This is a genomic window from Candidatus Rhabdochlamydia porcellionis, from assembly GCF_015356815.2.
In the GTDB taxonomy this organism is placed as follows: Bacteria; Chlamydiota; Chlamydiia; order Chlamydiales; family Rhabdochlamydiaceae; genus Rhabdochlamydia; species Rhabdochlamydia porcellionis.
The window spans coordinates 1-19,669 of sequence record NZ_CP075586.1 but is presented as its reverse complement, the minus strand read 5'-3'; the positions used below and the strand labels follow the sequence as shown (position 1 = coordinate 19,669).

The following is a 19,669-nucleotide window of genomic DNA, read 5'->3' as shown; positions in this document are numbered from 1 at the left end:
TTTAATTTTATGTGCGGTAAAAAATGAAATATAAAAGAAACCAGCAATTTTTAGCTCGAATGTTGAGTAGTGAACTACTGCCTGCTCTTTGCAGTGCTGGTTTAATGATTTTTTCTAACTCCCTTACAGAAGAGTAAAAAATGGCATTTAGTTGCGATCCTTTCCCTTCTAGTCAATTCGGCGCTATTACAATAACGGGCTTAACCGGTGGTGGAGCTATTTCTCCTGATGCAAATGGTAATTTTAATCTAGGAGGATCAAACATTTCTGTTGTGGGTAATTCTGCAACAAATACTCTGAGTTTCACAGCTCCTGGCGCTTCGGGAGTCACTTGGATTGTTAATACAGACGCTGTTGTTCCGATGTCTGTAAATACCGGCTATATAGATAGGTTTCCAGGAGCTACAAATTATATGTTACCAGCGACATCTTCTGTCGGAGATGTTTTATATGTTGTCGGGACCGGATTAGGATATGAAATTCACCTAGCAGCTGGTCAATCACTATTTATTGGAACTGAGCAAAGACAAGGACCAGGAGGCTTTCTTATCTCTGAAAATCTGGGAAACTCTATCTATCTTGTAGCTACGATCCCTAATACAGAATGGAGAGCAGTAAGTGTTCAAGGAACTTTTGGAGGTCCCTTAGGACCATAATATAGCAAAGATAAATCGATACAACTTCCTACTTAGCTCAGATTTTTCAGGGAAAAAATTTTGATAAATAAAACATAACAAAAAGAGAAACAATGGCAAATGCTATCAATTTGAACCAGACTGGCGTTGTTACTTATAATAACACAACAGGTGTCTTCTTCGGCCGAACTCTTACTTCAGCAGGAAGCACAGTTAGTATTACCAATCCCAATGGTGTTAACGGGAATCCAAATTTCGAAGTGAATTTTTCCGGAATTAATATCAATAACTTTACCGGGATTTTAAATGTAACAAACGGGGGCACAGGAAACTCCACTTTCCCTACAAATAACATTCTAATTGGGAATGGATCTGGTCCTATTGGAAGTATTCCATCCGGAACAAATGGTCAATTGCTCATCGGAGCTGCAGGAGGACCGGCAGCGTTTTCAACGTTAACTTTGTCCGGAGGGTTAACGCAAACACCGGGAGCTAATTCACTCACTCTAACAGCTCCTCCTATTACCATCACAGGAAGCGGGCTTACTGTAACGGGTAGTCCTGTTTCTTTGGGTGGTGCAGTTACTCTAACGGTTACAGGTGGTGGAATCACTTGGGTTAACGTTACTGGAACAACACAAGCAATAGTAGTAAATACCGGTTATATCGCTAGCAATGCAGCACAAGTTGTTTTCACCCTTCCAACAACAGCGGCTCTTGGAGATACATTTTACATAACAGGAAATGGAAATGCGGGTACATCTGGATGGAAAATCAACCAAAATGCCGGTCAAGTGATCTTCTTTGGTTCTTCAACAACTACAGTGGGAACCTCTGGCTCTCTTACTTCTACAAATCAACTAGACAGTATTCGCGCTGTTTGTATAGTTCCTGGTGCGGCTACTGTTTGGAATGTGATAGATAGTATCGGGAATATTACTGTTGTATAAAGTTTGAATGAAAAATATCCAGTTTTTACAGAAACACGAATGAGTAATAACACTAACTAACATGGCAAAAATAGCAAACGCAATCAATATACCAGCATCTTCTAGCACACCAGCAATGACACTTGGAAATGGGAATGATTTCCTAGGAACCAATGCTTTAGATTGCAAAGGATCTGGTGCTTTTGGAACTTTTGCAGGAACGGTAGCTCCTGCTAACGGTATTATTGTCAGTGGATTTTTAGGAGTAGGAACTGCTACTCAATTTTTGAGTGGATCTACAGCGGAATTTGTTGGAACATCGCCAGCTGTTGAGTGTGATGTCTTGCAAACATCTTACGTAGGAAGTAGTGCTACGAATGCGTCGAGTTTATTGCAGTACACAGCAAGGGGAACAGCTTTAGCACCAACAGCTAACCAAAGCGGAGATCTTCTAGGAGTATGGGGAGCCAGAGGTTACACAGGATCTGCTTTTGCTACTACTTCTAAAGCCACCATTTCTATGATCACTACTCAGAATTGGACCGCTACAAATAACGGAACGACAATCTCTTTTTCTGTGACTCAAAATGGTACGACGACACTGACTGAAATAGCTCGTATTATCGATACAAATGCGACGAATACAGGTCTTGCAATTACTGACTTGGGATCGGGATTGTTAGTTAAGGAAGGGTTAAATGCTCGTATGGGGATAGCTCTATTAGTCGCTGGTGTGGTTATTGTGTTGAACAATACCGTTACAGCAAACACACGAATCTTTCTAACAAATAGCGGAATAGCGGTAAATATAGGGCAGTTAACCATAGCAGCGCGAATACCTGGAGTTAGTTTTACTATTAACTCTAACTTATTAACTGCTGCTGCTGCGGTTGTTTGGTTGATGATAGAACCCTCTCCTTAAGAAACATAATAAATAAGGCTAAATGTACCTAAAATGGCAAAGATAGCAAATGCAACAAACACACCTGCTTCTTCTTTGGTTCCTTCTTTAACACTGGGAAATACAAATAATTTTCTAGGCAATAACTCATTAGATTGCAAAGGATCTGGTGCTTTTGGAGCTTTTGCAGGAATAGCAGCACCTCCAAATGGTTTAATAGGCAGTGGTTTTTTAGGAGTGAGAACTTCTACTCAGTTTTTAATCGGATCTACTGCAGAATTTTTAATGCCAACTACTTCATCTGAATGTGATATCTTGCAAACAACTTACGCAGGGTCTGGATCTGCTAATGGGTCTAATCTTCTTCATTTAACTGCAAGAGGAACAGCGATAGCTCCTACGGCTAACCAGAATGGAGACGCGTTGGGAATATGGGGAGTTAGAGGCTATAACGGCACTGGTTTTGTAACCACTTCCAAGTGCTCCATCTCTATATTGGCCAACGAAACATGGACACCTACAGCTAATGGAACAGCAATCAGCTTTAAAATAACCTCTCCTAACTCAACAAGTCCATCTGAGATGGTTCGGGCTCTTAGCACAAGTGCTTCTATTTCCGGGTTAGCGATTACTAGAGCCGGATCAGGTTTTATGATCAAAGAAGGGGCAAATGCTCGAATGGGAATAGCAACATTAGTTCCCATCATTTTAGCTCCTTCTACCGTTACAGTAGCTAACAACACTGTAACTGCTAACACACGTATTTTCCTTACAAATAATAATCCTTCTGGTTTAGCTCTTGGAGAGGTATTTGTACTAACCCTAGTACCCGGGGTTGGTTTTACTATTGCTTCTCTTGCTATAGGGGATACTTCAGATATTGCCTGGCTATTAGTTGAATCAGCTCCTTAGATAATGTGTAAATAAAGAATGTAAAATGGCAAAAATAACAAACGCGATAAATGTACCGGTGTCTTCTAGTTTAACCTCTTTAACTCTAGGGAACTCTAGTAATTTTATAGGGGTTAACACCTTGGATTGCAGTGGGTCAGCAGCCTTTGGCACTGTAGCTGGAACTACAGCACCTGCAAATAGTTTGGTCACTTCTCCTTTTCTAGGGATAGGAGCAGCTACACAATTTCTATCAGGATCTACCGCGGAATTTGTTATGCCAATCACATCTACAGAATGTGATCTTGTTCAAACATCTTATGTGGGCAGCAGTGCCACTAACGCATCAAATTTGATTCATCTCACAGCAAGAGGAACTGCGTTAGCACCTACAGCCAACCAAAGTGGCGACATTATAGGCGAGTGGGGAGTAAGAGGATATAATGGCACTAGTTTTTCTTCCTCATCAATGGGCTATATTCTCATGAGTGCAAATGAGAACTGGACCACTACTGCCAACGGAACAAACATCTCTCTCCAAGTAACGTCTAATACAACAACAACTCTAAAGCAAGTCACTAGTATATTAAACAGCAGTGCATCTATTTCAGGAGTTGCAATTCCGGACCAAGGATCAGGGTTTTTAATTAAAGAAGGCAGTAACGCCAGAATGGGTGTTGTTACTTTATCAGCCGGATCGGCCACAGTTCTTAATAGTACTGTTACAGCAAATACCCGTATCTTTTTAACTGTTAACGGTCAGAGTTCTTTAAATCTTTTAGGATTCTTACGAGTAACTGGAAGAACACCAGGGGTGAGCTTTACCATTTCAACTGGTATCGCTTTGGACTTTGGTTCGGTAGTAGGATGGTTGTTGATAGAGCCTATCTGAGCCGTGATAAACCCTAAGATTTTATTTATATTCCTTGTTAATTAGTAGTAAAACTAATCTCTAACCTAGAACGGGAGTAATTCTATGCCTCTCTCACAATCTCAAGTAGGTAGTAATCGCCTCTCTTCAGATAATGCAACTCTGCTGCTAATTGATCATCAAATAGGTCTGATGCAGCTAGTCAGGGACTATGAACCAGATGAATTCAAGAATAATATTCTTGCTCTGGCGGACATAGGACTTACTTTTAATCTTCCTACAATATTAACAACTAGCTTTGAAAAAGGTCCCAATGGGCCTTTACTTCCCGAACTAAAACAAAAATTTCCCTATTCTCCTTATATCCCAAGACCGGGTCAAATTAATGCATGGGGTAACGAGGATTTTGTTAAAGCAGTAAAAAAAACAGGACGTAAGAAGTTGCTAATAGCAGGGATTGTAACTGATGTATGTGTCGCTTTTCCTACAATTTCTGCTTTAGCTGAGGGATATGAAGTATACGTTGTAGTCGATGCCTCAGGTACATTCAATCGATCTGTCAAAGAAGCTGCTCTTATACGCATGTCAAATGCTGGAGCTGTTTTAATAAACTGGTTTGCTCTTGCTTCAGAGTTGCAAAAAGATTGGAGAAATGACGGAGATAAGTTGAAGAAGATATTACAACACCGCTTGGTCCCCTATGCAGGCTTAATTAGCAGTTATGAAACAAAAAAATAACTAGAACTACAGACAACTTATTCTGATAAAAACCTCTATTAGTAGACTCCTAAGATGTAAAATACCTCTCTTGTTATATTCTTTTTATTAAGAACTCATCTTTTGTTAACATTCTTAAAAAGAAATGTTAAGCAAATGTTCAATAGTTATTTTAAATCTTCAAAGATTTCCCTATTTCCATAAATTGTTATAGATATAATTTTTTTAGATCTATCATACTACCCAAATATCCTCTTCAAACAAAAATAAAAAATTAAGTAAGTCTTCCAAAGAGGTAGCTAATAGCAACTAAAAATCCCTAACCAAATGTTAGAAGATAGTATTTATTTGCAGGAAGATGAGTTGTACAAACAATAAAATATAAACTTTCTTATTAAACCAAGAGCTTACCTCAAATAAGAGCCCAAAATCAGATGTGTAAGCGCGTTTAAAATTACATAAAAACTTCATATAACAAAAGTGAGCCCATGACAACAAATAATGCCATAAATTTAACCCAGTCAGGAATTGTTGCCTATAATGGCACGGGAACCTTTTTTGGTCGCACATTTACCTCTACAGGAAATACCGTTACTATTACCAATCCTAATGGCGTAACAGCCTCTCCTAACTTTGAAGTTAACACAACTAATATCAATATAAACACGTTAGGGGGAGCCCCTTTAACTGTAGCAAATGGAGGTACAGGAAACACTACTTTAACTGCAAATAGTCTTCTCCTTGGGAATGGCACCAGTGCTACTACATCTGTTCCAGTTGGGACAAATGGTCAGTTGCTCATCGGAGCAACAGGTGCAGCCCCCGCTTTCGCAACGCTCACCTTATCAGGAGGATTAACGCAAACTCCAGGAGCTAATTCACTTACTCTAACAGCTCCTCCTATTACGATTACAGGAAATGGAGTCACTGTGACTGGTAGTCCTGTTTCTTTGGGAGGAGCAGTTACTCTAACGGTTGCTGCAGGAGGGACTCCTTGGATAAATGTTACAGGAACAACACAAACAATTTCCACTAATACAGGTTACATTGCTGATAATGCAGCGCAAGTTGTTTTTACCCTTCCTGCTACAGCAGCTCTTGGAGATACGTTTTATATTACAGGGAAAGGAAGTGCTGGGACAGCAGGCTGGCAACTTAAACAAAACGCTTCTCAGCAGATATTTTTTGGTTCTTCCAGTACAACAGCAGGAACAGGAGGATCCCTCACTTCAACAAACCAACTAGACAGTATTCGTGCTGTTTGTGTAGTAGCTGGAGCTAGCACTATATGGAATATAATAAATAGCGTTGGAAACATTACGGTCGTGTAATCACAAGAAAACAAGAGGTTGATTTGCCTCTGTATTAAGTTTTTACAAATTACACTAGATATATTTTTTTTTATTACATCATAATATTTAGCATCCTCTGTGAGGAAGAAGCAGAGGATATTACTGATAAACATTTATAACAAACAACACAAGTAACTCAATGGCAAAAATAGCAAATGCACTAAACATACCAGCTTCTTCTTCTACAGAATCCCTAACCCTGGGGAATAACAACAATTTTTTTGGAACCAATACTTTGGACTGTAATGGGTCAGCAGCCTTCGGAAGCTTTGCAGGAATAGAAGCTACTCCAAACAGTTTGACGGTTAGTGACTTTTTAGGTGTAGGAACTCCAACGCAAGCTTTAAGCAACTCTACAGCAGAATTCGTAATGTCACCTACGAGGTTAGAATGCGATGTATATTTAACAACTTATGCAACCTCTTCTTCATATAGGTCCGCATTAATATTACGCACAGCAAAAGGAACAGCAGCAGCTCCTACAGCTAATTTAAGCGGAGATCCTTTAGGATTAATTTCAGCAGGTGGATACACAGGTACAACTTTTACAGCAATTTCCTCTGCAATCTACTTTTCTGCTACTGAAGCCTGGTCAACTACAGCAAATGGAACCGCTATAAATTTTTTAGTTACAAGAAATGGAACAGTAGCACCTCTTGGGTTAGCTAGAATGCAAAGCGCATCAGCATCGACTTCAGGCCTTGCTATTGTCTACCCAGGGGCTGGTCTTATGATCAAAGAAGGGATAAATTGTCGAATGGGAAGAGCTACACTAGTTGCCGTATTACTATCTCCCTCGGTTGTAACGGTATCCAACAACACCGTCACAGCTAATACAGAGATTTTCCTTTGTAGTAACGTGCCAAGTGGAGGTCCAGGTATTCTATCTGTAACTGCAAGAGTGCCTGGGGTAAGCTTTACCATTTCTTCTTCGGCAATAGGAGACACTTCTATTGTGGCTTGGTTATTAATCGAACCATCTCCTTAAAAAAGACTTGATTACTTTCATTAGCTGTAAAGATAAATTTCATTAAAAAAAAATATTTCTTATTATCCCCTAAAAAGACATTGCAGATAAACATGAGGTGGATTTAAGTCAATGATAAGACAAGAAAAAAAACAAGTAGTACATACGCAAAATCCCAGATTAGTAGGGTGTGACAGAAAGGGAAATTTTCATGGAATGCACGTTTTTATGCCTCCTTATTCACGAATCTATGTAACAAATCAGAGCTACACAACAGGGGCTCCTAAGTTCCAGAAAGAGACAAAAAACTTAAATCCCGTTTTTCAAGAAAAAGAGGATTCCTATGAATATACTACAAATATTAGTCCTGTAAATACTTTATCTATACATCCTTCTATAGCAAAGGTATGGGTAACATTTTCTGGAGTAACAGGTGAAGTATACGAGGGGTTTAATGTAATGTCTGTTCATAAAAAAAACACAGGTTCTTATTTAATCTCTTTCATTATTCCAATGACAAGTACAAATTATGTTCCCATAGTTGCTGCGGAAGGATTCAATGTGCAAGCAGCTCCCATTTTGCTAAAAACGCATACTCTAGAAATAGGAACTAAAATTATTGAGAAAAACGCCAAGTTAATTTTCCACGACAGCCATACAGTACACGTAGTAATTTTTGGAAATTTGCATTCATCTTGCATGTAGTAAAAGTCGAAATTAGTATATTTAAAAGAGCCATTCTCTTGACGATAGGATTTTTAAGTTCTTTTTCAAAAAAAAATTATTGGACTAAAGAAATGCAAGAAATTTTCTACTTTTTTGAAACGTGCGTCACAAGAAATGTCATCAAGCCTCTTCAACAATCTACGGGGATTAAAATGCGTGATAAAAAAACCAGGATGTCAATAGATGTTTCAGAAAAGGAACATAAAAAAATTAAGATGCATGTAGCAAAACTAGGAATGTCCATTCGGAAATTCGTCACTGATTGCATTCAAGAAAGAATCTTTCAAAAAACAGATAAACAAAAACCTGATGATCTGTAGTAAACATCTTCTAAAAGAAGATAGATACACCATTTAATTCACAAATTCTAAATAGAAAAACCGCATGAACAAGAATCATGCGGTTTTTTATTTTGCGATATTTAACGAAATTTTTATTTTATATCAGCTGATGCAGGTGATGGAGTAACTGATGTTATTGCGCTTATGAGAGCTGTTATAATTTGTTGTGAGCTTTGACCTTGTGCTATCAATGATCTTACTTGCAACAACAAAGTTTGTAGTAAAGGAAGCGTTCCTAAGGGCAATATAGCTAATAAATCTAACACTACGTTTAGTATAGTTGTAGGTAACATATTTTCTCCACAGTTATTACATTAAATTTATACTCACACTAAATTCATTTATCCTGGTGTTTGCATTCCATTTGGTTTTATTTTTTTATGATCTTTATATAGTGTTTCTTCTGAACTTAACCCTTGTACTATTAATAATAGTATTGAAACTAATAGAACTCGTAACAAGGATAAATTTTGCGATACGGGAAATGTATTTAGTAGCTGTAATAGTGCATTTGATACATCTATCAACACTGTTTAATTCCCTCTTTTCCACAATTAATGATTAATATCAATTAACTGATCTAGAAACAAATAGAGAATACCATTTCATATTTCAATTACGACAGAAAATTGTTCATAAATAATAATCAATCATATCTTACGTAATTAAAAAGTAAAACAATTTATAATAAATAATATAAATCACTCTTTGTAAGTAAAAGTTTGATTTCCAATAAACATTGGAAACTTGCAAAGGCAATGTTCGTCAAAAGAAATTAAAAAACGCAAATAAAGGCTGATCCTGGCTTAATTTAACTTAAAGATGTCCAACCACACCAATCGCACTCTATAAAGCGCACAGGAACTGTTTAAACACTTAAATTCCTAGCTTTAAGTTTTAGACAACACAAGTAGTTTGCATTTGTCTCCTTACAGACATCCTATTCCCTCTCTTTTGGGTAGGGAGCTATTTATTTGCCGTTTATTACGGCAAATAATAGCCCTTACCCTTCTTATAATACTCTTATAAGAGTCTTATAATATCTACCGCCTGGTTTTTACCTATGAGAGTTCTGCATCGTAGTACGGTAATTCTGCATCGTAGTACGGTAAATCGACCCTTTTTCTGCATCGTAGTACGGTAACTCTGCATCGTAGTACGGTAGTAGTTTCGTCTTTTCAGAAGAAATATGTAATTAAATGCAAATTATCGAGAAAATTTGTTTTGTATGTTAACAAACCGGACCTAACAGCTATTTAGTCAGAAACTTTTGCTACATCTTGCAAAAAAAACCATAACAACTTGCATATTATATTCCCTTGTTGTTAATTTCAGGAAAAATAAAGCAATAAGGCAATAATGAGAAAAATTTGTATAGCCCTTTCCAAGGGAGGAGTTGCTAAAAGCTCAACAGCCGTTTCTGTTTCTCATGGCATTGCTTTGTCCGGAAAAAAAGTACTTTTAATTGACACAGATGATCAAGGGCAAGATGCATTTTTATTGGGAGTAAAACCAAAGCATAGCTTAGCAGATGTTCTTAACGAGCAAATCCATGTTGAACAAGCCTTATTTCAAGCTAGAGAGGGGCTTTGGATTTTATCTGGGGGAAGAGGATTATCCGGAGTAAAGAGAGCAATAGGTCGAAAAGACTTTAGCTCTGAGCAAACACTTTCCGAGTCTCTTTGTTCTATTGAAGGAAAATTTGATTTTGTGATCATTGACACTTCACCAAGTTGGGATACACTTACAATTAATGCTTTGTTCTATTGCCTAGAAGTACTCACCCCTGTTAGTTTGGAAGTACTCACCCTTAATAGTTTAGTCGAATTTGCAGAAAGATTAAAAAGCGTACAGAAATTCAATAGAAGATTGCAGCACGCTTATTTACTGCCTACTTTCTGGGACCGAAGAGTAAAAAAATCTTCTGAGATTTTAGAACAACTTAAAAAATACTATTCAAAACAAATTTGCGAGCCAGTTAAATATTCAGTACGCATATCTGAAGCAGCTGGTTTTGGCAAAACAATTTACGAATATGCCCCTTCTTCTTCAGGAGCAAAAGACTATCAAAAAACAGTAGAAAGGATACTTAATTATGGTCGATAGACTAGAAACTCCCGATATCATGAGCTCTCTTATGTCTGAAACTAGCAAGCAGGAAAGCAATAAAGAAATAAAACAAGAAAAACCTCTAAGGAAGAAAGCAATAAAACCTTCTAGCAATAAAACTATTTTAAAACAAATGTTTCTTGATGGAACAGAGGAAGAGATAACTGTTTTAGAAGAACTAAAAGAGAAAGCTACTTTTAATTTATCGGTTAAAACTCTTAGAGATCTAGAAGATAAGTGGATAGAAATTAGGCGTCTTTCTGGAAGTAAGCAAATTTCTAAGACGCTGATTGTTGAAAAAGCCATAGAAATGGCCTTGGCTGAATTTGACCTGAAAAAACAAATAGGTAAGTTTTATAGCAAGCTGGTTAGTGATAAAGACAGATTTTCTTAATTCAGCAAAGATTTTGAAACTTTAAAGCAATAAAACCTGTTAACAATAAAAATGTTCAATGAACAGTTATCTCAAAAATAATCCAGATTTTTAAAAAATCAAACTACAAAAGATAAGATTTACTGGTTACATTATCAGCAATATCTGTTCTATCATATCGATGAACCATTTCGCTACTAGAATGACCGCTTGCTTTCATAATTAAAGAATCGCTAAAACCGTCTTCTTTCCAAAGAGTAATAGCGGTAGTTCTTAAATTATGAGCACTTACTCGAAAGGGAATTTGTGCATTTCTTCCGGCTTTTGAAAAATTTCGATCTACCTGAGTTTTTTTTACTCCTTTATTGTTTTTTGTAAGAAAGACGAGACCTTTTCTCGTTTGTATATAATCTTTTAATTTAAGAAGCAGAGCTCGTGCTCCTTCTTTTTCAAAATTAATAATTGTAAAATCATCTGTTAGCTTACTTTTTGACTGTTTGAACAAGATTTGTCTTTTTTCAAAATCAATGTGATAGATCTCTAGAGAGAGCACTTCATTAATTCTCTTTGCTCCATGCAAACACAATTTTGCAATTAAGGCATCTCTTGGATTAATTTGTTCCAGCTCTTCTAAAAATCGATTAAGTTGAGCTCTGCTCAAAGCTTCTGTTTTTACTTTCTTGGAAGGAGGGCTAAAAGTCTTTTCTAGACCGATTCTATTAGGGGTTGCTTTGGTTATGATCCCTTCTGTTTTTCTTGATAAATATCTTGTGAATGCTAACAAGCAGCTAATACGGGCTTCTTTGGTTCGAATTGACCATTCCCGTTTTGCGCTTTCTGCCGCTTTGTTTTTTATGTAAACCGTTTGAACTTTTATTTGATCAACAATCGTATTTGTAGATAATATTCCAAATACCTGCAAACTCCAATTTGGGTTTAAAAACCCTCTTTCCAATAACTCTTTCATGGAAGTTGTATAGGAACTTTTAGTGCAGGGGTTTGTAATTGTCTCAATCCATTCGATGATTGCAGTGCGTAAATTAACTTTAGAAAGAGCTTGCCAAAGTCTTTCATTTTTAATTTCAACGACTTGTTTGTAGTTGAGTTTGTGTCTTTCTTCTAATTCTATTATTTCTGCATTCATAAACGGCAAAGTTTTTGTTTTATCTTTGTAAGCAGAAGACAATGAAAATCCGCTGTTTTTTACTTTTAAAGTTTAACAAAGTTCTTTCTGCTCAAAGAAGATCATCTTAGATCTTTAAATTATGTATTTTCACTTAATGTGTATAGTGTTTTCTTTTTTTTTATTTAAAAAGCTTGCTACGCTCTTATGTGTCTATAAGGCTAATTATAGACACAAAGGGGTTGTTTAAATAAAACAAGATAGTGATGATTGCTTATTAGGTTATTCGTAATAAAAGGTGCTACATTTTTTAATCAGTTACAGATATTTTTAATAATTATGGTTAACCAGCTTTATTAAAAGCTGGTTTTACAGACTCATTAATAAAGAAAAACTCGCCAATAGGAAGATTAAACAATGGTTCATTAGAACCAAGTACAATGTAGTCGAAGGTGACCTGAAATCATTTCATACAAGAAATATTATTCTCAAAGTAAGCAACATTGACCGTAATAGTAGGTGGTAAATTTGGGCTTTCCAATTTTATAAATAATAGATCTCTTGCACAACTTAATTTTAAAGCTCCCAATTATAAATTCCAGCTATAAGATTAAATCTTAAGCAAAAACGTTTTCGTCGATTTCTATAACGATCAGAGAGTATTTTAAAACGCTTAAGCAAGCCAATCACATTTTCATTAATAGAGCGCTCTCTAGCTAGATATTGGTTGTTGCATTTATCTTCTTTTGTTAGGGGATTTTTTTAGTTCTCCTTTTGGGCATTTGTGTTTTTTTATGAAGCTTTTTTAATCCTTGATATCCTGTATCTGTAATTATTTTGGTATGAGGATAGATTTTTACTTTGGATTCTTTAAATAAACGAAAATCATGACGCCTACCATTTGCAAATGCAGTGCAAATAATCTTCCGATTTTTTTTGTCTACTATCACCTGGCTTTTTATTGTGTGTTTTTTCTTTTTTCCTGAGTAAAAATACCTTTGGTTTTTTTTGGTCTTTTAATATGCCCAGGAAGTGCAAAGTCAGGATGCTTAATGAGCACATCCTCTACCCAACGAATATTCCGATAACAAGCACTTTCTGAAATCTGATAGGAAAATGCCTAATTTAAGAATTGATTGTAAAAAATAAAGATGATTTACGCTATTGACAGGTGATAGAAAAGGAACAAAGGTTAATTTAGTTCTTTTTGAAGAAGGAAAATTAGAAATGAGTAATCTTTTATTAAAAAGCGTATACTTTTAGATGCAAATGCAATGTTTTTTCTGTAAAAAAGAAAATAAATTGTTTTAGTTTTTGTTTTTTTTGTTATTATTTCTATGGAGTTTAAACAGATTTCGAGGATGAAATGACTAAAACAAAAGTGCTTGAAGTAGACGAAAAAATGGAAAAATCACTAACAAATATCTGTGATGCTGCATTGAGATTTCACGGACTGCAAATTATGAATACAGTTGTTGAAGTTGCTAGTGCTATACGTGATCGAGAAGAAGAGAAATACGAAGAAAGGAATCCATAAAACCCTCCTGGCTTTTTTGGTTGATACTTTTTTTTAATTATTCTTATCATTTTGTCAGGTGTTACCGGTTGTTTTTTTTGCTTCTGTCCCTGGGATAAAGTGTGATTTAGTAACACCTGACTTTAGAGTAATAAAGTATGTTGGTGATGTAAAATTGATTTTTTTACTTGCATTGCGACAATAAGGTTTAGCATATAATCAAAGAAACAGCTTCTTTCGATATTTTTAATATCAAAAATTTTATTTGACAAAGGAGTGAATAGGGAACTAGTATATAGCCATTTATGAATAATCACCTCTTAGACACATCCAGAAAAGTTGTTACTTTGCCTGAAGCGGCCGTTATGCTAGGTATGAGCCCTTTAACAATTAGGCGCGCTATTAAAAGCGGAAAGATTAAAGCTATGCAAATCAGTCCTAAAGGAAGATATCGTATCTTAATTGAAGAATTAAATGGGTTTATCCAAAGAAATTCCCAAATGACCACTGTAGGATAAAAAGCAATAAAGCACGCTTTATTGCTTTAAACTAAATACAACAAGATATAAGGAATTATCGTTTGCAAGGATCAAAAACGGAAATAAACCTTCCTTTCCCGTAGTCAATAATCTTTCTGTCACTTGTAACAAGAACAGCACTCTCTTCGTAAGCAGTAGCTATCAGTAGGCGATCTACGGGGTCTAAGTGAACTTTACCCGGTAGTCTAGTACTTTGAATTGCTATACGAGGAGAGATAGGACAAATGAGCATCCCAGGTGAGTCTAGAGCCTTATTGACCCAGTCTAATACGTCCATGTCTATCTCTATCCGTTTTTTATCAGTCAACATTCCTATCTCCCAAATAGACATGGGGCATAATAAAGCGCCCTGTGTCTTGAAAATAGATGCAAAGGAGTTTTTAAACTCCTTTGTTAAAAGAGGGCTGTCGTTCATTACCCATATAAACACATGTGTATCTAGAAGAATTCTGTGTCGTTTCAATCTTCTAAGAATGGGCATCCCAATCCTCTTCAATAGAGTCCATTATGTTATCCTTAAAATGAACGGTTCCCTTAAGCTTTCCTAAAACCTGTTCGTCTTCTACATCTAGGGGAACTAATTTCGCAATAGGAACGTTTCTTTTAGTAATGACAACTTTTCTTCGTGTTTTTTTTACCCGTTCCATGACTTTAAGACATTCTGATTTGAATTTTGCCGCTTGCATTTTTTCATCCATATAAAACCTACTCATTTCCTGTAGTCATATTATTATAGTCATTTAAATAAAAACAACCTTTTATCTTTTTGTGAAATCCTTAAAACGATTCCTCAATCCAATCTCGGCCGATTTTTCTTTACCAACGAAACAAATTTTCTCGATAATTTGCATTTAATTACATATTTCTTCTGAAAAGACGAAACTACTACCGTACTACGATGCAGAGTTACCGTACTACGATGCAGAAAAAGGGTCGATTTACCGTACTACGATGCAGAATTACCGTACTACGATGCAGAACTCTCATAGGTAAAAACCAGGCGGTAGATATTATAAGACTCTTATAAGAGTATTATAAGAAGGGTAAGGGCTATTATTTGCCGTAATAAACGGCAAATAAATAGCTCCCTACCCAAAAGAGAGGGAATAGGATGTCTGTAAGGAGACAAATGCAAACTACTTGTGTTGTCTAAAACTTAAAGCTAGGAATTTAAGTGTTTAAACAGTTCCTGTGCGCTTTATAGAGTGCGATTGGTGTGGTTGGACATCTTTAAGTTAAATTAAGCCAGGATCAGCCTTTATTTGCGTTTTTTAATTTCTTTTGACGAACATTGCCTTTGAAAATTTCTCAAGAAAGGTAGGTGCTTCCTAGGAATCCAGGGTTAAGATGAATAACATACTTAGTTTGATTATTCGTACCGGATTTTTCTTCCCATCTGTCGATTAAACCAATATTTTTACAAACTTGAAAAGAGTCTATGATTTTTTTAAGAATCTCTTTTTTTCGCCCAGACTTGACATAATTTTCTAGTTTTAACAAAAGAGGGAGAGTCTCTTGATTAAGCTCTATTTTTTTTTGTTTATTGCTCAGAGCTCTCAGGCAGAAATCTCTTAATGAGTTCATAGCAGGAGTAACTTTTCTAGGATCGCCACCTGCTGCTTTGGCCATGCGCTGATGAATGTCCTTGGGATATAAAACATATTTAGATTCAATCTGATGGATAAACAAAGGATTAAACTTAATTAAGAATTTGGCCTTCTTTCTTCTTGCCTCAGTATCCCCTTGAGCCACTAAATTGGCTTCCTCTTCATTCATACCTGGAAAAATGCGATCTACCATGAATAGGGGTTGATATTGTTCTATGCGGTCTACCAAGGTTTTACCAGTTTTGTTTTTTGTTCTCCATTCATAAATGATCAAATGCCTTGTATTTTGTGCTTTTTCAAGTATGTCTTCTATGTTGCTTATTTCTTTTCCGCTGAAGTCTACTTTTTCTAAGTAAGCTTGATAAAGTTCATGAGGTTCCAATACAAGACTGGGGATTTTTTCTTCTTTTTTACCGTAATCAGCAATCGTATAAGGGGAGTTTCCTGTGTAGTAATTAGACTGACCGGGATTGAATATTTGACTTTTTTCATGTAACAGACGACAGAGAGCATTTACGAGACGATCTTGCGCTGCAGTGAGGTTAATTCCCACTTGAATGGTTTGCTCTTGTATTTCTTTACTTTGTGCAATGCTATTCTTTAACTCTCTATTTTCAATAAGTGAAAATATATGTAATGGGTCTTCTGTAGATTTGAGATATTTAAGTTGTTGATCAACTAAATGCCCTGATTTTTTAAAAGTATTACTCTTTGCTTCACTTTCTAGCCATTGGATAATTTGTTTGCGGTTTTCGGTAATATATTTTAAAAAGTTCAGCTCTTTAATCGATTCTTCAATGGATTTGTTTTTAGGGTTTTTTTTCAACCACTCTTCTTTTTGTTGTTTAGATGGATTTGATTTGAGAAAGTTTTTCCATTTTAAGTCTCTATCCTGAGGATTTTTTAACTTTTTAAAAAAATCTTCTACAAGAGTTTGATCAATAAAAGGAAATTGACGCAGAGTTTCTACATCCTCTGTTGTAAAGTTTAAAGTTTGCTCTATATTGATATTTCCCCAAACCTCTTCTTCTAGAAAAAGTTCTTTATTCTCAGAACAAGAATCTATTACAGATTCGTTGGGAGATTTTGTTTTTTCTTTCATCTTTTTTTGAAGATTGATTGGTTTGGGTCCTGAACGAATAAAATTCCGTCTTTATCTTTTTTTAATCTTAAAGATGGCAAAATAGCAGTAAAGTTGGATTTAACGCTGCGCAAGATGATTTGATCCAGTTCATATTCTTCTTCTTCAGAATTAAGCGTTTTGCGTATTTTTTCTAAATTAGCTTGCCATCTCACTCCGTCTGTAATAGCACTAGAACCTCTTGCTGCACCTTGATCTGTGTTTCGTGCTGCCTGAGCGTTTTTACTCATGTGATGACCGAATAAAACGGTTGGATGACCTTCAAGTTCAAGAGTTATTTTTTCCAGAAGAGCGATAAATCGTGTTGCAGATGCGTTATCTATTTCCGCATCTGCACCTAAAAAACGAGAGATAGGGTCTAGAATAATACAAGACCATCCTTCCTTGGGTTCTTTTTCTTTCAATTCTTGCAATAATAATTCATAGGATTGTGTTGGTTTTCCTTTATAGATAAAAGAAGAATCTGCTCCATTAAAAGAAGCCACTGCTAATCTTTTACTCGCTTCTAAAAGCGGATTTTTATCAAAAAATGAAGTTTGTTCTCGAAATAACTTTTTTACTATCTTTCTGAGCATCCGATGGATATCTTCTTCCGAATTTTCCCCCATTCCCATGAAAACACAACCTGTTTTCTCAACTGGATATTTTCCAAGCCAGGGTATTCCTGTCGTTATAGAAATAGCAAGTTGAGCAAGAGCATGTGTTTTCCCAACACCACCCGAACCAACTAGCATCCCAACGATTCCTTTTCTGATAAAAGCCTTAGTATATGAGTCCTCTATATAATTGATAAGCCGGGGCATTTTTGGGGCTTCTTCTAAAAGAAAATTAACAGGTTGCTCGCTAATGAATTTCATCTGGAAAGAAACCGATTTTTGAGAGGATAGTGTTTTTTCCATTGCCTCAGCCCATTCCAAAGCTTTTTTTAATTTCTCTCTTTCTTGAATGAGTTCTAAAAATAGTGTTTTTTGTTCGAGTGATAGCTGTAAACTCTCTATGCTAGCCTCTGATAATTCATCAAGTTGATAAATGCGAGTAATCGATGAGATCTTGTTGTCTAATGCAAACAATTTATCTCTAAAATAAGAGGCATTATGCATTTGTCGAATAGAATCGAAGGTATGATCTTTTTCTAGATCCACTTTTCGAATTTTGATATCTGGAAGATGTTTAAGGATCTGTTTAAGGATCTGTTCTTTTTGAGGAGGAAATACGTAACCAATCCCATTATAAAAACCACCTATTTCATAAAATTTATCCTGTAAAGGACGTAAATTTCTCCCATGTGGCAATAAAATTAAATAGGAGTTGATTATCATTTATTACCTCTTATGTATATACAAACATGCTCATCTAACGAATTAAATATTTTTTTTAATACAATGTTGTATTTTTTTTATACATATGTTTCTATTAAGTATAAATGTAATGGTGCTCAATGACAAATACAATCCCATTTTCTTTAGCAAGGGGATGCTTGACCGATATAGTCAATGAAGCTGCCTATGCAAATAAACGAACGATATTAACTCGTAAGGGGAAAAAAGTTGCAGCTATTATTTCTCTGAAGGACTTAAAAATATTGGAATCTATAAAAGATAAGCAAGGTTAGGTGGTCTGTTGATCAAGAAAAAAATCAAATATCTGAAATGTTTTATGTTCACTCTGTGTGTTATTCCTGCAATGACAAGCGCAGGAGAATCTTGTGGATATCCAGAGGAATGTTGTGATGTACTTCTTGTTAAGAATCCAGAAATACAACAAAACCTAGTTGTCGATTATTTATACTTCAGAGCAATAGAAGATACGCTTAAATATGGAGAAACCAACTTTGGTTTGGTTCCACCTCCTTCTCATGATATTGAACAAGATTTTAGCTATAATTCTGGAGTTCGAGCAACAATTAATATTCCCACTTATGACAGTTGGTTATTAAGTGGTTCTTATACCTACTTTCGAGCACATCCTTCAAAAGTTACCGCTGATGACCCTGCTGGGAATATTTTTGCAAATCTGGTTGCTCCTACCTATTTTTCTCCAGTAAACCAACAGGTTTCTCATCTTTCTGGTGAATGGGAATTGAAAATGCAAATATTCGATGTTTTGTTCAAGAAAGGGTTAATGATTGGTAAATCTCTTCTGATAGAGCCTTTTTTCGGAGTGCAAGGATGTACTGTCAAACAAAAAGTAGATGTGCATTACACTTTTTTTAGACCTAGAACATCTCTTAGTTCTCCACAGAAAGTAAATGGGGTGAGTCGAGTTTCGGGTATCGGACCAGAATTGGGAGCGGAGTTTAGATTGGTTTTTCCTTGTCAAATTAATCTTTTTGCAAGAGGTGGGGTTTCTTGTTTATTGGGATCCTTTAAAATGCATACTGATTATGGCAATCTACTAAATTGCTCTTCTTCTTCTACCCGAATATCTTTAAGAGATCATAAACTACGACTTTTCTCTTCTATGCAATTACAAGTAGCTCTCTCAAAGTGGTGGTGTACTTCGCGTAGCTCTGAATTAGAATTAACGGTAGGATGGGAAACGCAGGTTTGGTGGCGTCAAATGCGTATGAACTGGTTTAGCACATTAGCTTTTCCTCCAGATGGGTCAGATCTTACTCTACATGGGCCCTTTGTTAGACTCTCTCTTGGTTTCTAGTTTTAAAATAAGCAAATCTAAAAGAAGAAAAAAATTATTTTTCTTCTTTTAGATTTAAGTAGAATGCATTTTTTAGTCGATCATTTATTACTCAAAATCTCTGAAAAATATCTTCCTAGAGCCTTTTGTCGAGTGCTTGTCTTAAGATAAAAGAATACCTCTTTTTCTTGTTCTAAACATTTCAACTTTCATAATACTTGTATCATTAATTTATTAATGTAATCAGTTATTGTTTTGTTTAGTTAAATCCATTTTATTTTAAATACATATAGATAT

At 35.7% G+C, this 19,669-nt stretch carries 21 protein-coding genes and 1 pseudogene; 16 read left to right on the top strand and 6 right to left on the bottom strand.

Annotated features, from left to right (window positions below; genetic code table 11):
- Nucleotides 1-140: 140 nt before the first annotated feature.
- The 12 genes from RHAB15C_RS07190 to RHAB15C_RS07135 all read left to right on the top strand — a co-directional run bounded on the left by RHAB15C_RS07190 (nucleotide 141) and on the right by RHAB15C_RS07135 (nucleotide 10,833).
- Nucleotides 141-656: a hypothetical protein gene (locus RHAB15C_RS07190; protein ID WP_194845916.1), complete on the top strand. Its 516-nt coding sequence runs from the start codon at nucleotides 141-143 to the stop codon at nucleotides 654-656.
- Nucleotides 657-748: 92 nt separating this feature from the next.
- Nucleotides 749-1,585: a hypothetical protein gene (locus tag RHAB15C_RS07185; RefSeq protein ID WP_194845915.1), complete on the top strand. Its 837-nt coding sequence runs from the start codon at nucleotides 749-751 to the stop codon at nucleotides 1,583-1,585.
- A gap of 61 nt (nucleotides 1,586-1,646) precedes the next feature.
- Nucleotides 1,647-2,486 carry a hypothetical protein gene (locus RHAB15C_RS07180; protein WP_194845914.1) on the top strand — a complete coding sequence of 280 codons (840 nt, stop codon included), beginning with the start codon at nucleotides 1,647-1,649 and terminating at the stop codon, nucleotides 2,484-2,486.
- Nucleotides 2,487-2,519: 33 nt separating this feature from the next.
- Nucleotides 2,520-3,377 (top strand): hypothetical protein, encoded by an 858-nt coding sequence (locus tag RHAB15C_RS07175; protein WP_194845913.1) that lies wholly within the window; start codon nucleotides 2,520-2,522, stop codon nucleotides 3,375-3,377.
- A 25-nt stretch (nucleotides 3,378-3,402) separates the two neighbouring features.
- Entirely contained in the window at nucleotides 3,403-4,248 is an 846-nt protein-coding gene (locus tag RHAB15C_RS07170; protein ID WP_194845912.1) for a hypothetical protein, read from the top strand.
- Nucleotides 4,249-4,332: 84 nt separating this feature from the next.
- On the top strand, nucleotides 4,333-4,965 hold the full coding sequence (ycaC, locus tag RHAB15C_RS07165; RefSeq protein WP_194845911.1) for an isochorismate family cysteine hydrolase YcaC: 633 nt from the start codon (nucleotides 4,333-4,335) through the stop codon (nucleotides 4,963-4,965).
- A 467-nt stretch (nucleotides 4,966-5,432) separates the two neighbouring features.
- The gene (locus RHAB15C_RS07160; RefSeq protein ID WP_194845910.1) at nucleotides 5,433-6,275 is read left to right on the top strand and encodes a hypothetical protein; all 843 of its coding nucleotides are present in this window, start codon (nucleotides 5,433-5,435) and stop codon (nucleotides 6,273-6,275) included.
- A 160-nt stretch (nucleotides 6,276-6,435) separates the two neighbouring features.
- On the top strand, nucleotides 6,436-7,284 hold the full coding sequence (locus RHAB15C_RS07155) for a hypothetical protein (RefSeq protein WP_194845909.1): 849 nt from the start codon (nucleotides 6,436-6,438) through the stop codon (nucleotides 7,282-7,284).
- Nucleotides 7,285-7,395: 111 nt separating this feature from the next.
- Complete coding sequence (locus RHAB15C_RS07150; RefSeq protein WP_194845908.1) at nucleotides 7,396-7,968, top strand: hypothetical protein; 573 nt, start codon at nucleotides 7,396-7,398, stop codon at nucleotides 7,966-7,968.
- A 38-nt stretch (nucleotides 7,969-8,006) separates the two neighbouring features.
- Nucleotides 8,007-8,309, top strand: a complete 303-nt coding sequence (locus RHAB15C_RS07145; RefSeq protein WP_220716088.1) for a hypothetical protein — start codon at nucleotides 8,007-8,009, stop codon at nucleotides 8,307-8,309.
- A gap of 1,380 nt (nucleotides 8,310-9,689) precedes the next feature.
- A complete protein-coding gene (locus RHAB15C_RS07140) occupies nucleotides 9,690-10,436 on the top strand; it encodes a ParA family protein (RefSeq protein ID WP_220716089.1) in 747 nt (248 codons plus the stop codon).
- Nucleotides 10,426-10,833, top strand: coding sequence for a hypothetical protein (locus RHAB15C_RS07135; RefSeq protein WP_194845048.1), 408 nt, complete (start codon nucleotides 10,426-10,428; stop codon nucleotides 10,831-10,833). The genes RHAB15C_RS07140 and RHAB15C_RS07135 overlap by 11 nt, the downstream gene beginning before the upstream one ends.
- A gap of 103 nt (nucleotides 10,834-10,936) precedes the next feature.
- Here RHAB15C_RS07135 and RHAB15C_RS07130 read toward each other — a convergent pair whose 3' ends face one another.
- Together RHAB15C_RS07130 and RHAB15C_RS07290 are read right to left on the bottom strand one after the other, a co-directional pair.
- On the bottom strand, nucleotides 10,937-11,998 hold the full coding sequence (locus RHAB15C_RS07130) for a tyrosine-type recombinase/integrase (protein ID WP_194845047.1): 1,062 nt from the start codon (nucleotides 11,996-11,998) through the stop codon (nucleotides 10,937-10,939).
- A 513-nt stretch (nucleotides 11,999-12,511) separates the two neighbouring features.
- A pseudogene (locus RHAB15C_RS07290) lies at nucleotides 12,512-13,049 on the bottom strand (transposase family protein); the annotation flags it as partial.
- A 252-nt stretch (nucleotides 13,050-13,301) separates the two neighbouring features.
- Between RHAB15C_RS07290 and RHAB15C_RS07115 the strand changes: the two are divergent.
- The gene (locus RHAB15C_RS07115) at nucleotides 13,302-13,472 is read left to right on the top strand and encodes a hypothetical protein (RefSeq protein WP_194845046.1); all 171 of its coding nucleotides are present in this window, start codon (nucleotides 13,302-13,304) and stop codon (nucleotides 13,470-13,472) included.
- A 284-nt stretch (nucleotides 13,473-13,756) separates the two neighbouring features.
- Nucleotides 13,757-13,969: a helix-turn-helix domain-containing protein gene (locus RHAB15C_RS07110; RefSeq protein WP_194845045.1), complete on the top strand. Its 213-nt coding sequence runs from the start codon at nucleotides 13,757-13,759 to the stop codon at nucleotides 13,967-13,969.
- 55 nt (nucleotides 13,970-14,024) lie between these two features.
- Here the strand turns inward: RHAB15C_RS07110 and RHAB15C_RS07105 are convergent, their stop codons facing one another.
- The 4 genes from RHAB15C_RS07105 to RHAB15C_RS07090 all read right to left on the bottom strand — a co-directional run bounded on the left by RHAB15C_RS07105 (nucleotide 14,025) and on the right by RHAB15C_RS07090 (nucleotide 18,057).
- Nucleotides 14,025-14,471, bottom strand: a complete 447-nt coding sequence (locus RHAB15C_RS07105) for a type II toxin-antitoxin system VapC family toxin (protein ID WP_194845044.1) — start codon at nucleotides 14,469-14,471, stop codon at nucleotides 14,025-14,027.
- The gene (locus RHAB15C_RS07100; protein WP_194845043.1) at nucleotides 14,458-14,676 is read right to left on the bottom strand and encodes a type II toxin-antitoxin system Phd/YefM family antitoxin; all 219 of its coding nucleotides are present in this window, start codon (nucleotides 14,674-14,676) and stop codon (nucleotides 14,458-14,460) included. The genes RHAB15C_RS07105 and RHAB15C_RS07100 overlap by 14 nt, the downstream gene beginning before the upstream one ends.
- A gap of 622 nt (nucleotides 14,677-15,298) precedes the next feature.
- Entirely contained in the window at nucleotides 15,299-16,699 is a 1,401-nt protein-coding gene (locus tag RHAB15C_RS07095) for a hypothetical protein (protein WP_194845920.1), read from the bottom strand.
- Complete coding sequence (locus RHAB15C_RS07090) at nucleotides 16,696-18,057, bottom strand: AAA family ATPase (protein WP_194845919.1); 1,362 nt, start codon at nucleotides 18,055-18,057, stop codon at nucleotides 16,696-16,698. Before RHAB15C_RS07090 ends, RHAB15C_RS07095 begins: the two co-directional genes overlap by 4 nt.
- A 119-nt stretch (nucleotides 18,058-18,176) precedes the next feature.
- Here RHAB15C_RS07090 and RHAB15C_RS07085 point away from each other — a divergent pair, with 119 nt between their 5' ends.
- Together RHAB15C_RS07085 and RHAB15C_RS07080 are read left to right on the top strand one after the other, a co-directional pair.
- The gene (locus tag RHAB15C_RS07085) at nucleotides 18,177-18,350 is read left to right on the top strand and encodes a type II toxin-antitoxin system prevent-host-death family antitoxin (protein ID WP_194845918.1); all 174 of its coding nucleotides are present in this window, start codon (nucleotides 18,177-18,179) and stop codon (nucleotides 18,348-18,350) included.
- A 44-nt stretch (nucleotides 18,351-18,394) separates the two neighbouring features.
- Nucleotides 18,395-19,393, top strand: coding sequence for an Lpg1974 family pore-forming outer membrane protein (locus RHAB15C_RS07080; RefSeq protein ID WP_194845917.1), 999 nt, complete (start codon nucleotides 18,395-18,397; stop codon nucleotides 19,391-19,393).
- Nucleotides 19,394-19,669: the final 276 nt, after the last annotated feature.